This window comes from Bradyrhizobium ontarionense (genome assembly GCF_021088345.1).
GTDB classification, from domain to species: Bacteria; Pseudomonadota; Alphaproteobacteria; order Rhizobiales; family Xanthobacteraceae; genus Bradyrhizobium; species Bradyrhizobium ontarionense.
This window is the reverse complement of sequence record NZ_CP088156.1, coordinates 8,380,393-8,393,518: the sequence shown is the minus strand read 5'-3', so window position 1 is coordinate 8,393,518 and position 13,126 is coordinate 8,380,393. Positions and strand designations below refer to the sequence as shown.

12 protein-coding genes and 1 riboswitch are annotated in these 13,126 nt (G+C 68.0%); of the genes, 4 read left to right on the top strand and 8 right to left on the bottom strand.

What is annotated here, in order from left to right; all coding sequences use genetic code 11:
* Positions 1-3 precede the first annotated feature (3 nt).
* A complete protein-coding gene (locus tag LQG66_RS37000) occupies positions 4-777 on the top strand; it encodes a cobalt-precorrin-6A reductase (protein ID WP_231321847.1) in 774 nt (257 codons plus the stop codon).
* Here the strand turns inward: LQG66_RS37000 and cobJ are convergent.
* Genes cobJ through LQG66_RS36965 form a run of 7 tightly spaced genes read right to left on the bottom strand, consistent with a single transcriptional unit; the run spans position 741 to position 9,047 of the window.
* Positions 741-1,508, bottom strand: a complete 768-nt coding sequence (gene cobJ, locus LQG66_RS36995) for a precorrin-3B C(17)-methyltransferase (RefSeq protein WP_231321845.1) — start codon at positions 1,506-1,508, stop codon at positions 741-743. The two genes, LQG66_RS37000 and cobJ, sit on opposite strands and share 37 nt — an antisense overlap.
* Positions 1,505-2,263, bottom strand: a complete 759-nt coding sequence (locus LQG66_RS36990; RefSeq protein ID WP_231321842.1) for a precorrin-2 C(20)-methyltransferase — start codon at positions 2,261-2,263, stop codon at positions 1,505-1,507. Before LQG66_RS36990 ends, cobJ begins: the two co-directional genes overlap by 4 nt.
* A complete protein-coding gene (locus LQG66_RS36985) occupies positions 2,260-2,892 on the bottom strand; it encodes a precorrin-8X methylmutase (protein WP_231321840.1) in 633 nt (210 codons plus the stop codon). The genes LQG66_RS36990 and LQG66_RS36985 overlap by 4 nt, the downstream gene beginning before the upstream one ends.
* Complete coding sequence (gene cobG, locus LQG66_RS36980) at positions 2,885-4,165, bottom strand: precorrin-3B synthase (RefSeq protein ID WP_231321838.1); 1,281 nt, start codon at positions 4,163-4,165, stop codon at positions 2,885-2,887. The genes LQG66_RS36985 and cobG overlap by 8 nt, the downstream gene beginning before the upstream one ends.
* A complete protein-coding gene (gene cobN / locus LQG66_RS36975) occupies positions 4,162-7,584 on the bottom strand; it encodes a cobaltochelatase subunit CobN (protein WP_231321836.1) in 3,423 nt (1,140 codons plus the stop codon). The genes cobG and cobN overlap by 4 nt, the downstream gene beginning before the upstream one ends.
* A 9-nt stretch (positions 7,585-7,593) precedes the next feature.
* Complete coding sequence (gene cobW, locus LQG66_RS36970; protein WP_231321834.1) at positions 7,594-8,631, bottom strand: cobalamin biosynthesis protein CobW; 1,038 nt, start codon at positions 8,629-8,631, stop codon at positions 7,594-7,596.
* Positions 8,628-9,047, bottom strand: coding sequence for a DUF1636 domain-containing protein (locus LQG66_RS36965; RefSeq protein ID WP_231321831.1), 420 nt, complete (start codon positions 9,045-9,047; stop codon positions 8,628-8,630). The genes cobW and LQG66_RS36965 overlap by 4 nt, the downstream gene beginning before the upstream one ends.
* 204 nt (positions 9,048-9,251) lie before the next feature.
* Positions 9,252-9,443: riboswitch (cobalamin riboswitch) on the bottom strand.
* A gap of 47 nt (positions 9,444-9,490) precedes the next feature.
* Between LQG66_RS36965 and cobU the strand changes: the two genes are divergently transcribed.
* The 3 genes from cobU to LQG66_RS36950 are packed head-to-tail and all read left to right on the top strand — an operon-like array spanning position 9,491 to position 12,154.
* Positions 9,491-10,027 carry a bifunctional adenosylcobinamide kinase/adenosylcobinamide-phosphate guanylyltransferase gene (cobU, locus tag LQG66_RS36960; protein ID WP_231321828.1) on the top strand — a complete coding sequence of 179 codons (537 nt, stop codon included), beginning with the start codon at positions 9,491-9,493 and terminating at the stop codon, positions 10,025-10,027.
* Between the two features lie 21 nt (positions 10,028-10,048).
* Entirely contained in the window at positions 10,049-10,657 is a 609-nt protein-coding gene (gene cobO / locus LQG66_RS36955) for a cob(I)yrinic acid a,c-diamide adenosyltransferase (RefSeq protein WP_231321826.1), read from the top strand.
* A gap of 3 nt (positions 10,658-10,660) precedes the next feature.
* Positions 10,661-12,154, top strand: coding sequence for a cobyric acid synthase (locus tag LQG66_RS36950; protein WP_231321824.1), 1,494 nt, complete (start codon positions 10,661-10,663; stop codon positions 12,152-12,154).
* On the opposite strand, the gene cbiB is transcribed toward LQG66_RS36950, so the two are convergent.
* Positions 12,141-13,112, bottom strand: coding sequence for an adenosylcobinamide-phosphate synthase CbiB (gene cbiB, locus LQG66_RS36945; RefSeq protein ID WP_231321812.1), 972 nt, complete (start codon positions 13,110-13,112; stop codon positions 12,141-12,143). The genes LQG66_RS36950 and cbiB overlap by 14 nt on opposite strands.
* Positions 13,113-13,126: the final 14 nt, after the last annotated feature.

Sequence of the window (13,126 nt, the reverse complement as noted above, 5' to 3'; positions counted from 1 at the left end):
CGCATGCGCATTCTCATTCTCGGCGGGACCACCGAGGCTTCGGAGCTGGCGCGATTGCTCGCGGGCGACGACCGGTTCGCGCCGACGCTCTCGCTGGCGGGACGCACCGCCTCGCCCAAGCCGCAGCCGCTGCCGACACGCATCGGCGGCTTTGGCGGCATCGCCGGCCTGGAGGCATGGCTGCGGGACCACGCGATCGAAGCCGTGATCGATGCGACCCATCCCTACGCCGACCAGATCTCGCGGCATGCCGTCGCCGCGTGTCGCGCGGTCTCGGTGCCGCTTGTGTCGATCCAGCGCGCCGCGTGGCAGCGCCAGGATGGCGATTGCTGGATCGACGTCGAGAGTCCGCAAGCCGCAGCCACCGCGCTCGGACCGGAGGCTGCGCGCGTCTTCCTCAGTCTCGGTCGGCTGGAGCTCGCGGCCTTCGCCGCCGCTCCGCAGCATCACTACATCGCACGCACGATCGATCCGCCCGGCGACATCCCCCTGCCGCCCGACATTCGCTTCGTCTACGATCGCGGACCGTTCGATGAGGTGAAAGAGAACGCCTTCCTCGCCCAGGAGCGCATCGCCTTCGTCGTCTCGAAGAACTCCGGCGGCAGCGCGACCTATCCGAAGATCGCGGCGGCGCGGCGGCTGAACCTTCCTGTCGTGATGATCGCGCGGCCGGAGAAGCCGTCCGGCATCGCACTGGACAGCCCGCAATCCGCATTGCAATGGCTCGAGGCGCAACTCGCTCATCTGCCGCCCTCGACGTCACGGCGCAGGGTGTAGACCCAAGGTGCCTTCCCTTCGCGCGCGATCAGGCGCGTCGCCGACGATCCGATCAGCACGAGCGTGCGCATGTCGGCCGTGCCAGGATCGACCTCACCCAGCGTGGTGATGATCTGCCTGACCTCACCGCTGCCGGCGGCACGCACCATCACGACCACGGACGACGGCGGTATGGTCTCGCGCAGCAGCGCGAAGGCCTCGCCGAGCTGATGCGGCCGCGCCTTCGAGAGTGGATTGTACAGCGCGATGACGAAGTCGGCCCGAGCTGCCGCCTCCAGCCGGCGACGGATCGTCGTCCAGCTCTTGAGATTGTCGGAGAGCGAGATCGCACAGAAATCGCCGCCGAGCGGCGCCCCGACCTCTGCTGCAGCAGCCAGCATCGCGGTGACACCCGGTTCGACGCGGATCTCGAGCGCGCGCCATTCCGAAGGTCCCGCCTCGACCGCTTCGAACACCGCAGCGGCCATCGCGAATACGCCGGGATCGCCGCCAGAGATCACCGCGACCTGCCTTCCATGGCTCGCAAGCTGCAGCGCATGTCGCGCGCGATCGAGCTCGACGCGATTGTCGCTGGCGTGGCGGATCTGTCCCGGATGGCGCGTGGTGACCCTGTCGAGATAAGGTCCATAGCCGACGAGATCGGTCGCATCAGCGATCGCGGCTGACGCCGCCGGCGTCATCAGCTCGGGTCGCCCCGGGCCGACGCCGACGATGGTGAGCGTGCCCGTCACAGCTGCCGCCCCTGGCCGGGGATGAGGATCATCGAGAAATACGGCCCGCGGTCCTGCTCCACCTCGGCCAACGGCGCAACGCGTTGCGCCGCCATGGTCCCGCGTTCGACATAGATGGCGCGATCGAGCAATCCGGCGCTGATGATTGCGCGCTTCACCTTGGTCAGATTGCGTCCGACTTTCATGATCACGGCGGCCTCGCAGCGCGTCAGCCGATCATGCAGGATGTCCTCCGCCAACGTGCCCGGCAGCACGGAGAGGATGTCATCGCCCCAGGTGATCGGCACATTGGCCTTGGTCCAGCAGCCGGACATGCCGGTCACGCCGGGAACGACCTCGACCGGATGCTCGCGCTCGAGCCGCCGCCACATGTGCATGAACGAGCCGTAGAAGAACGGATCGCCTTCCGACAGCAGGCCGACCGATCGCCCCGCCGCCAGATGCGTTGCGATGCTGTCGGAAGCGCGACGATAGAAATCGGCGATCTGCGCCTGATAGGACGGGTCGGCCACCGGCACCTCCTCGGTGACGGGATATTCCAGCCGCAGCTCATGGCGCCCGGCGTCCATCAACGGCGCCACGATCCGCCGCGCATTGCCTTCAATGCCGCGCTTGGCGAAGAAGGCGACGACATCGACGGAACGGATCAAGCCCGCCGCGCGCAAGGTGAGGTAACGGACATCACCGGGACCGACGCCGATGCCATACAGCGTTCCGCCGCTCGCCGAACCCGCGATGGTGTCGAGCAGGCTCATTCGGCATCGCTCGCGATGGCATTGACGGCGGCAACCGCCATGGCGCTGCCGCCCTTGCGCCCCTTCACGATCAGATAGGGGACGCGACCATCGGCCGCGAGCGCGTCCTTGGACTCGCGCGCACCGACGAAGCCCACCGCCGTTCCGATCACGGCGGCCGGCCGCGGCGCCCCCTGATCGAGCATGTCGAGCAGATGAAACAGCGAGGTCGGCGCATTGCCGATCGCAACCAGCGCACCGCCGAGATGCGGCCGCCACAGTTCGAGCGCCGCAGCCGACCGCGTCGTGCCGAGCTGCACCGCGAGCGCGGGCACCGTGGGATCATCGAGCGTGCAGATGATTTCGTTGCCGGCCGGCAGCCGGGCGCGCGTGATGCCCTGCGCCACCATCTTGGCGTCGCACAGGATCGGCGCGCCACGATCGAGTGCAGCACGCGCTTCGGCGGCGAACTGATCGGACATCTCGATGTCGGAGGTGATCTCGACCATGCCGCAGGCGTGGACGATGCGCACCGCGATCTTCTCTTCGAGCCCGTGAAAGCGCGACAGGTCGGCCTCGGCGCGGATCGTCGCGAACGAACGGCGGTAGATCTCCGCGCCTTCCTTGATGTAGTCGCGCAGGTCAGACATGAGCTCTCTCTCTCGCTTCAAACAGCCCATTTCCCGTCGCGTCGAGGCCCGCTGGATCGAGGGTGCCACAAGGCTCGCTCTTGGCCGTGCCGTCCCGAACGATGCGATACCGGTCGCCATCGCCGACCAGCACCAGGCCGGCGGCTGCCGAGCGCGCGCATCCCTTGGCGCAGCCGGAGACATGCAGCGTGCCTGTGAACTGTGCGCGAGCCATTGCGCCGGCCAGCACGCGGGCATGCTCCCGCGTCGCCAGCGCGGTCGAGGGACAGCAGCCGACACCCGAGCAGGCATCGATGCGCATCAACGGATCAGTGTCGTCGACGATCAGGCCCAGGTGGGCCGCATCCGCAACGAGACGATCTGCGATCGCACGGTTCGCGGCGACATAGAACGTCCGCCACGGCGACATGCGGACGTCGGAGATACCGTGCGCCGCGAGCAAAGCGGCCAGTCGCGCCAGCGTCTCGCTGTCGGCGCGGCCGAACGGTACGCCGAGCCCGACGGCGCAGGTTTGCTCCGTCAGAAGGATGAGGCCGAGACGCTGCTGCGAGGCGGCGGCCGAAGCCGTCGCGATCGTGTCGGAGGCATCCAGACCCAGCTCGGCGCCGATACTGGCGGTCGCATCCGGTGGCAGATCCGCCGCACGCCGGGTCGAGCTCTGCTGGAGGACAGCGTGCGCGAGCTGCACGGCTGCAGACGCAGCATCGGCAACGGCCGTCGTCCCAAGCCATATGACGCCATCCGCCCCAGCGAGACCGACGGCGATGCGGCGTTCGTTACCTTGGCCACAAGCCACCAGATGGACGTCGGCAGCCATGCCCGTCAGCGGCAGCTTGCCGCCACCATCCAGCACGAAGCCGAATTTGCCGGGCAGCGCACGCAATGCTTCATCTGTCGCGAGCTCGGTCTCCAGCGCTTTTGCGACCGGATGCATGTCGACGATCTCGCCCGGATCGAGTCCCGCCAGCGGATTGAGCACGATGTTGCGGATGGCTTCGAGTTCGGCGTTGTCATCGAGCAGGTCGTGCGAAGCCATCAACGCCCACAAGGGCGCCAAGGTCTCGGACGAGACGCCACGGATCTGCAGATTGGCGCGGCGCGTGAGATCGATCTGGCCGTTGCCGAAGCGACGGGCCGCGTCGGCCAATGCACCGAGAGCCGCCACCGGCAAACGGCCGCCATGCGGCCTGACCCGGACAATGAGCCCGTCACCGCTCAGCATCGGGCGGTGCGCGCCCGGACACCAGCCTTTGATCTCGAACGCTGTGGTCACGGCACGATCTCCGTCTGCGTCAGGCGTGCGCGGGCGAGCGCAAGCTCGTCAGCGACCGCGTTCCGGCGCGGCACCCACAGCTGCCTGCGCAAGGCGTCCTCGAACCGCGACACGATGGCAGTGACAGCCGCCGGATTGCGCGCAACCATGCCGTCCAAGACTGCCTCGTCGCGCAGCAGCGCCGCATGTGCCAGATCAAACAGATGCTCGGGGACGGCGTCGGACGTGGCAGCGAAGGCATAGAGCGCATCGATCCCTTGTGCGATCTCCGCGACGCCGCGGTAGCCATGCGCGAGCATTCCCGCGATCCAGCGCGGATTGGTGAGACGGCCGCGCACCACCCGGGCAATCTCCTCGCTGAAGGTCCGCGCCTTCGGCGCTTCGGGGCGGCTGGTGTCGAGGTGCAGGAGCGCCGGCGTAACGCCGAGCGCCGCGGCGGCTGCCGCGAAGCCGCCGGCGAAATCGGCCACCTCCTCACCGTCGAGCAGGTCGCGCTCACGGTCGTCCTGCGGATGCACCAGCGCATCGGCGGCCCGGACGCGTTCGCGGAACGTATCGGAGGCAGGCACTCCGTCATGCACCCCGCCAAAGCTGTAACCTGTGCTTTCGAGATAGGCTTCGCCGAGCTGCGACCGGCTCTCCCAGTGCATCCCGAGCGCGAGGTCGGCAGCGACGGCGCCGTAGCTGCCGGGCGCGCCACCGAATACGCGCGCGAGACTGTCGCCGCGGCGTCGCGCTGCCGCCAGGGGATTGTCGGCATCGTCCTCATCGAGCGCAGCCACCGTCTGCACGGCAAGGTCGAACAGCGCGATCTGGCTCTCGAACAGATCGCGAAACAGCCCCGAGATTCTCAGCGTCACGTCGATGCGCGGGCGGTCGAGCACGGCCTGCGGCAGCACGTCGATGCCGGTGACGCGGTTGGAATTGAAGTCCCAGCGTGGCCTCGCACCAAGATAGGCGAACGCCTGGGCCAGATCGTCACCACCGGTGCGCAGCGATGCGGAGGCCCAGAGATCCAGCACCAGCGCATGCGGGTAGTCGCCGTGATCCTGCAGATAGCGACGGATCACCTCGTCGGCCGCACGCACGCCGACCAGCGCGGCCGTGCGCGTGGGGATCGCGCGTGGATCGATCGCGGTCAGATTGCGTCCCGTCGGCAGCACGTCGAGCCGCCCGCGGCTCGGCGCGCCGGCGGGTCCGGCAGCCACCCGTCGGCCGTCGAGGGCCGCGAGCAGCGCGCTGCGCTCAGCCGTTGCGCTCGCCTCGATCCGCACTGCGATCTGCGAGCGATCGATGGCCTCGCCGCCCTGCATTGACACCGCCGAAATCGCATCGGTGAGCAGATCGATCGCGGTCGCATCGGGAGCCCGGCCGAACACGTGCAGACGATCGCGCACCGCCAGTTCCTTGATGTCGCACAATTGCGCATCGAGCTGCGCGATCGCCTCGCGTCCGCTCATGGTCCGGTCGAGACCGCAATCCGCAGCGAGGCCGTTCCGCCAGGCTCGCGCGACGATCTCGTCCTCCAGCAGCATCATGCGCCGCTTGTCGAGCCCGTCGGCCTCGGCATATTCCTCGACCAGGCCTTCCAGCTCGAGCAGCGGACCATGCAGCCCGGCCTGCGACAGCGGCGGAGTCAGATGTCCGAGCGTCAGCGCCGACAATCGGCGCTTGGCCTGCATCGCCTCGCCGGGATTGTTGACGATGAACGGATAGATCACCGGCAGCGGGCCGAGCACGGCCTCCGGCCAGCAATTGCGGGACAGCGCCAGCGCCTTGCCCGGCAGCCATTCCAGCGTGCCATGCGCGCCGAGATGGATCAGAGCGTCGATCCGCTCGGCCTCGCGCAGATGCGCGTAGAGCGCCACATAGGCATGCCGCGGCGGCACCGTCGTGTCGTGATAGCCGGACTTGCGATCGGCGCGGCTGCCGCGGTCGGGCTGCAGCAGGATCGAGAGCTTTCCGGCCCGCAACACGGGGTAGCGGAATGCACCGTCGCGACACGCCGGATCGGCGTCCGCCGTCCCCCAACTCTCCTGCAAGGCGCGCTGCAGATCATCCGGCAGCAGCGCAAACGTCCGCTGATAGCTCGCGAGCGGCACGATGAGTTCATCCGCCCCGTCCCGCAGCAACGCTTCGACATCCCGAGCGGCTGGAGGCGCGCCTCCAACGTCGTATCCTGCGCCTGCCAGCAGCCCCGCGATGCTCGCCACGCTCTCGCTTGTGTCGAGACCGACCGCATAGCCGCGGCGTCCGCCGCGCGCGGGATAGTCGGACAGCATCAGCGCGATGCGCCGCTCCGCGGCCGGCAGCGCCCGCAGCCGGCCCCACCGCGCGGCAAGCTGCGCGACATAGGCGATGCGATCGGCCTGCGGCACATACCGTGCAACGCCGAACTGCAGGCGTTCATCTGCCGCCGTCTCACCCTTGAAGGCGATCGGCCGCGCCAGCAGACGGCCATCGAGCTCGGGCAGCACGACGTTCATGGCGAGATCCGTCGGCGACAAGCCGCGGGACGAGGAGGCCCAGGCCTCTTCGGTGCTCTGCGCCTGCACGATCTGCAGCACCGGCACGTCGGCGAGGTCGAGCACGCTGGTACCGTCGTCGCGCAAGGCGGAGAATGCGGTGGCGTTCAGGATGATCGAGACACGCCGTTGCCTGATCAACTGCGCCAGCGGCGCGGCAATGCCGGGATCCTTCAGGCTGGTCACCGCAACGGCCACCGCCGCGAGCCCTTCACGCTCGACCGCAGCCATCAGCTCGGCGATCCCTGCGGTGTCGGCCGCCAGCAGGCTGGCGCGGTAGAACACGACCAGCGCGGTCGGCCGCCCGTCGTCCGATCGGCAGAGATCGTCGATCGCGACGGCTCCGCGATCCGGCACGAAGCCGACGATCGAGCCGATCGCCACCGGCTCGGCAAAACGCGTGTCACGACCGAGCAGCGCAGCGAGATAACGCAGCGCCTCGCGCGCATTGCCGACGCCGCCCTCGTGCAGATAGCCGTAGAGCCGCGTCGTCGTCTCCGGCGGCAATGTCGACAACGCATCGAGCCGTTCGTCGGCGCGGTCATCGCCCGGCAGCGCCGCGAACAGGATGCCGCGGCTCCGGCAGACGGCAGCGAGACGCTCCAGCCCGTAGCGCCAGTAGTCGAGCCCGCCGAGACAGCGCACGACGACGGCGCGCGCGCCGAGCACGACGCGGTCGATATAGAGATCGACCGACATCGGGTGCTTCAGCCGTTTCAGGCTCGCAAGCCGCAGGCTCGGCAGCTCGGCTGAAGATGCCGTCCAGGCCTCGGCCAGGGCGGACAGGTCGCTGTCGGAGAACGACAGCACCACGACCTCGGCAGGCGACTGCGCAAGATCCACGGCCTGTTCGAGGTCGTCGATATCAGCGCCGGATGTCGCCAGGAGATGCATCGGCCTCGCCTAGCCCGCGATCAGGCTCTTGATCGCAGCGGCATCGAGGCCGCGCTCACCGATGACCACCAGGCGCCCCTGCCGCGCTTCACCGGCGCGCCACGGCCGCTCGAACTGATGCTGGATGCGGCTGCCAACGGCCTGCACCAGCAGACGCAGCGGCTTGCCCGCGACCTCCACGAAGCCCTTCACCCGGAGCACGTCATGGGCATCGACAGCCGCCGCGATGCGATCGACGAGCGCATCCGGCGAGGCCTGCGCCGGCACGTCGAGCACGAAGCTCTCGAAATCATCGTGATCGTGCTCGGCCTCATTGTCGTGATGCGACGGTCGCGCCGCGAGATCGTCCTCCGCGGCGGCACCGAGCCCGAGCAGCACCGAGGCCGACAGCCGGCCGTGCTCGGTCGCGATCACCTTGACGGCGCGCTGCACCTTCGCCGTGATCTCCGACGCGACATGCTTGCGCTGCTCGTCGCTCATCAGGTCGCTCTTGTTCATCACGACGAGGTCGGCGCAGAGCAGCTGATCCTCGTAGACCTCCTCGAGCGGATTGTCGTGATCGAGCGAATCGTCCGCGGCGCGCTGCGCGGCAAGCGCCACGGGATCGTCGGCAAAGCGCCCCGCCATCACGGCGGGCCCGTCGACGACCGCCACGACACCGTCGACGGTGACGCGCGTCGCAATCTCGGGCCAGTTGAACGCCTGCACCAGCGGCTTGGGCAGCGCCAGCCCGGACGTCTCGATCACGATGTGCTCGGGCGGCTCCTTCTGATCGAGAAGGCTGCGAAGCGCCGGCACGAAATCATCGGCGACCGTGCAGCACAGGCAGCCGTTCGAGAGTTCGACGATGCGATCCTCCGGGCAATCCGGCACGCCGCAGCCTTTGAGGATGTCGCCGTCGATGCCGACATCGCCGAACTCGTTGACGATGATGGCGAGCCGCCGTCCGTTCGCGGTCTCGATCAGGTTGCGCACGAGCGTGGTCTTGCCGGCCCCGAGAAAGCCGGTCACGATGGTGCAAGGCGTCTTGGCGAACGACTTCGTCATGGCAGCGGTGCCTCTTGTGTCCGACTTGGAGCGGGCGTTGCCGGCACGCGCGCGATGGTGTTTTTTCTGATGTATTCGGGACGTTCCCGCCACGCGGGCAGGCCCGCCTCGTGCTGCTGGTGCAGCCGTGCGAAGGCCAGCACGTCCTCGGCATGCACGTCCGGATCGAGCGCGCCGAGCACATAGGTCCATTTGCCGGGCGCAGTCACGGCGACCGTACAGGCACGATTACAGTTCGACAGGCATTCGACCGGGACGACCGTGACGGCGGGCCGCAGCTCCGATGGCACCGCTTCGATGGCCGCGAGCAACCGGGCTCCGGCGCGCGGCTGATCATCCGATGCGTTTTCGCCCGCCTGGGCACGACAGGTGATGCAGACGAACAACGTCGTCTCGCTCTTCGCTGATGCGGACATCAATCAGGCGATCACGCCAAGGGCTTTGATCACACGGGCTTTGATCACAGGAGCTTTGATCATCCGAGAAGGATTGCACTGCATGGCCGTCTCCGTCGCTTCCGGACCCCAGAAGAGTTCCGTAAAATGCGCTGCACCCGACGGCATCCCGCCCATCCCGGCGGGATCAAAACCAGCATCGCGACTCCCCGCGCGACGGGTCGGCCAACAGCAATGTCGACGGCAGGTCTCCTGGCTCTCGGGTCGCCGCGTGAGACCGCCTTCCCGGTTTCCCAGTGGCTTTTTGGCCTCACACTCGCCGATTACAGTTGCGGGGGCAGCCACGGCCTTGGGTGTGATCCCGCACCGTGTTCCCTAAATCTCTCCTTTCGGAGAACCGTCATCTGTTAGATACGGATCGAGCCGAAGCCCGTCAATCGGAATCCTGGAGCCGTCCCGGAGCCATGCCCCCCGCCCTCCCGCATCCTGCCCTCCCGCGCCTGACCCTGGTGCTCGGCGGCGCGCGCTCGGGCAAGAGCCGCCACGCCGAGGCCCTCGTGACCGCCTGCGCCCCGCCCTGGATCTACATCGCGACCGCGCAGGCGTTCGACGACGAAATGAAGGACCGAATCGCGCAGCACAAGGGACGCCGCGCCGAGGGATGGCAGACGCTGGAGACCACGCATGATCTCGCAGGCCTGGTCCGTGCACAGGCAAATTCGAGCGTGCCGATGCTGATCGATTGCCTGACGCTCTGGCTCAGCAATGTGATGCTCGCCGACATGAACGTTCCGGCACGATGTGCCGAGCTGATCGAGGCGCTCGCGATGGCGCGCGGTCCCATCGTCGCCGTATCCAACGAGGTTGGTCTCGGCATCGTGCCGGACAATGCGCTTGCCCGCGCGTTCCGCGATGCCCAGGGCCGACTGAACCAGGACGTCGCGGCCGTTGCGGATCGCGTGATCCTGATGGCCGCGGGTCTGCCGCTGACCTTGAAATGATGGTGAGATGAGGACATGCCGATGACCGAGAACGCCGACGATGCGCGCCATAAGACCAAGATGGAGAACCGCAAGGCCGTCCAGGATGCCGAAGTCGCGTCGAAGTCGATCGAAAAGGGCCTGCTGATCGTCCACACCGGCAAGGGCAAGGGCAAGTCGACGGCGGCCTGGGGCCTGATGCTGCGCGCCCTCGGCCGCGGCTTTCGCATCGGCGTCGTGCAGTTCGGCAAGGGCGCCTGGGAGACCGGCGAGCGCAAGGCGATCGCAGCCTTCGGCGACCAGGTGTCGTGGCACACGCTCGGCGAAGGCTTCACCTGGGAAACCCAGGATCGCGCACGCGATGTCGCCGCCGCCGAGAAGGCCTGGGCCAAGGCCCTGGAGTTGATGGCCGATCCCTCGATCGGGCTGGTGATCCTCGACGAGCTCAACATTGCGCTGCGCTACGACCATCTGCCGATCGCCGACGTCGTCGCAAGTCTGTCGGCGCGACGCCCCGATCTGCACGTCGTCGTCACCGGGCGCAACGCCAAGCCCCAACTGATCGAAGCCGCCGACCTCGTCACCGAGATGGGGCTCGTGAAGCATCACTTCGCCGCCGGCGTGAAGGCGCAGGAAGGCATCGAGTTCTAGATCATGCCCGCGCGCGCCATCATGTTCCAGGGCACCGGCTCCGACGTCGGCAAATCGCTGATCGTCGCGGGCCTCGCGCGCGCGCTGACCTTGCGCGGCCTGCGGGTGGCGCCGTTCAAGCCGCAGAACATGTCGAATAATGCCGCCGTCACCGCCGATGGCGGTGAGATCGGCCGCGCCCAGGCGCTGCAGGCGCGCGCGGCGCGGCGGCCGACCTCGGTCCACATGAACCCGGTGCTGCTGAAGCCGCAAAGCGACATCGGCTCGCAGGTCGTGGTGCAGGGCCGCGTCATCGGCCACGCCAAGGCATCCGCCTATCAGGCGATGAAGCCGCGATTGATGGCTGCGGTGCTGGACAGCTTTCATCACCTGGCTGCCGATGCCGACATCATGCTCGTCGAAGGCGCGGGCTCGGCGTCGGAGATCAACCTGCGCGCCGGCGACATCGCCAACATGGGCTTCGCGCAAGCAACCCAAACTCCGGTCGTGTTGATCGGCGACATCGATCGCGGCGGCGTCATCGCGAGCCTCGTCGGCACCAAGGCGGTGCTCGCGCCGGACGACGCCGCGCTCATCGCGGGCTTCCTCGTCAACAAGTTCCGCGGCGATCCCGCCTTGTTTGCCTCGGGCATGACCGAGATTGCGGCACGGACGCAGTGGGCGTCGCTCGGCCTCATCCCGCATTTCGCCGACGCCAGACGTCTGCCGGCCGAGGATGCCCTCGGCCTGCCTGAACACGGATCCGCCGGAGGGCATCGGACGAAGGTCATCGTGCTCGCCTACCCCCGCATCTCCAATTTCGACGAATTCGACCCGCTTCGATTGGAGGATGGAATCGATCTGCAATTCCTGCGGCCGGGCACGCCGATCCCGGGCGATGCTGGAATCGTGATCCTGCCGGGCTCGAAGGCGACCATCGCCGATCTCGCCGCCTTGCGCGAGGCCGGCTGGGATATCGATCTCGCTGCACATCTGCGCCGGCACGGCCGCGTGCTCGGCATCTGCGGCGGCTATCAGATGCTGGGCCGCAGGATCAGCGATCCTGACGGACGCGAAGGTGCACCGGGCTCGGTGGCTGGGCTCGGTCTGCTCGATGTCGAAACGACGCTGACGCCGGACAAGGCGCTGCGCGAGGTCCAGGGAATCCTGACGCAGGACGAGGTATCCTTCCGCGGCTACGAGATGCATATCGGCCGCACCGAGGGCCCCGACACACGCTGTCCATTCCTGACGTTCTCCGACGGCCGCCGCGATGGCGCCGTCGCGGCCGGCGGCCGGATCGCCGGCTGCTACGTGCACGGCCTGTTCGCCGATGATGGCCTGCGCGCCCATTGGCTGCGCGGACTCGGCGCGTCCGCGAGCGACCTGGCCTATGAGAGCGACGTGGAGACAACGCTGGATGCGCTCGCGGCGCATCTCGAACGCCACATCGACGTGGGGCGCATTCTTGCGCTGGCCGTTGAGCCCGGGCCGCGTACAGCCACTACAAAACCCTGACGAGGAAAAGTCCTGCGATGAACAGAGCCTGGATCAGGCACGCCAGCCGGTAGAGCCGCAAGGCGCGCCGGATGTCGGAGGCGTCCAGGTCGGCGCGACCATGCCCCATCCAGGCATCCGTGACGAGGTGACCGTGATAGACGCGCGGCCCGGCCAGCCGCAATCCCAGGGCGCCCGCCATCGCCGCTTCCGGCCAGCCTGCATTCGGCGAACGGTGCTTCGAGGCATCGTGTCCAACCGTTTCCAGTGCCGCTGCCGAGGAGGCTTTGGGAACGCAGGCGGCAGCGGCTGCTATCCACAGCGCGGACAGCCGCGACGCCGGCAGGTTGACGAGATCGTCGAGCCGCGCCGCCGCCCAGCCGAACGCGCGGTGACGCTCCGAGAGATGACCGATCATGCTGTCGGCGGTATTGATGGCCTTGTAGATCAGGATGCCCGGCAGGCCGCCGACGACCAGCCACAACAGCGGCGCGACGACGCCGTCGGAAAAGTTCTCCGCCAGGCTTTCAACGGCCGCGCGTGAGACGCCGGCTTCGCTCAAGCTCTCCGGATCGCGGCCGACGATCATCGCCACCGCCCGACGGCCGCCGTCGATCCCCTCGTTCTCCAATCCCGCCGCGACCGCCGCGACGTGCGTGTCGAGACTGCGTTGCGCCAGCAGGCTGCTTGCCAGCAGTCCAAGGACGGTCGTTGCAGCCGGTTCGCCCACCACGGCCTGCATCGCCCAGGTCGCGGCCAGGCCGATGGCCATCATCGCGACGATGAGCAGAACGACGAGCCCCACGCCGCGCGCACGGCGCACGGCGTGGCTGGCTTCGCCCTGGTTCCAGCGGCGGTCGGCCCATGCTATCAGCGCGCCCATCCACATGACGGGATGGCCGATCCGCTGCACCAGGACCTGGGGATAACCGACCGCCACCTCGACGAGGAGCGCCGTGAGCGCGAGAGAGACGAACATCGATCTCCGCTAAG

Excerpts from the sequence above, each read along its gene's own strand:
- LQG66_RS37000 (WP_231321847.1), top strand. The coding sequence starts at position 4 with ATGCGCATTCTCATTCTCGGCGGGACCACCGAGGCTTCGGAGCTGGCG.
- LQG66_RS36990 (WP_231321842.1), bottom strand. The coding sequence starts at position 2,263 with ATGAGCCTGCTCGACACCATCGCGGGTTCGGCGAGCGGCGGAACGCTG.
- LQG66_RS36985 (WP_231321840.1), bottom strand. The coding sequence starts at position 2,892 with ATGTCTGACCTGCGCGACTACATCAAGGAAGGCGCGGAGATCTACCGC.
- cobN (WP_231321836.1), bottom strand. The coding sequence starts at position 7,584 with ATGCATCTCCTGGCGACATCCGGCGCTGATATCGACGACCTCGAACAG.
- cobW (WP_231321834.1), bottom strand. The coding sequence starts at position 8,631 with ATGACGAAGTCGTTCGCCAAGACGCCTTGCACCATCGTGACCGGCTTT.
- LQG66_RS36965 (WP_231321831.1), bottom strand. The coding sequence starts at position 9,047 with ATGTCCGCATCAGCGAAGAGCGAGACGACGTTGTTCGTCTGCATCACC.
- cobU (WP_231321828.1), top strand. The coding sequence starts at position 9,491 with ATGCCCCCCGCCCTCCCGCATCCTGCCCTCCCGCGCCTGACCCTGGTG.
- cobO (WP_231321826.1), top strand. The coding sequence starts at position 10,049 with ATGACCGAGAACGCCGACGATGCGCGCCATAAGACCAAGATGGAGAAC.
- LQG66_RS36950 (WP_231321824.1), top strand. The coding sequence starts at position 10,661 with ATGCCCGCGCGCGCCATCATGTTCCAGGGCACCGGCTCCGACGTCGGC.
- cbiB (WP_231321812.1), bottom strand. The coding sequence starts at position 13,112 with ATGTTCGTCTCTCTCGCGCTCACGGCGCTCCTCGTCGAGGTGGCGGTC.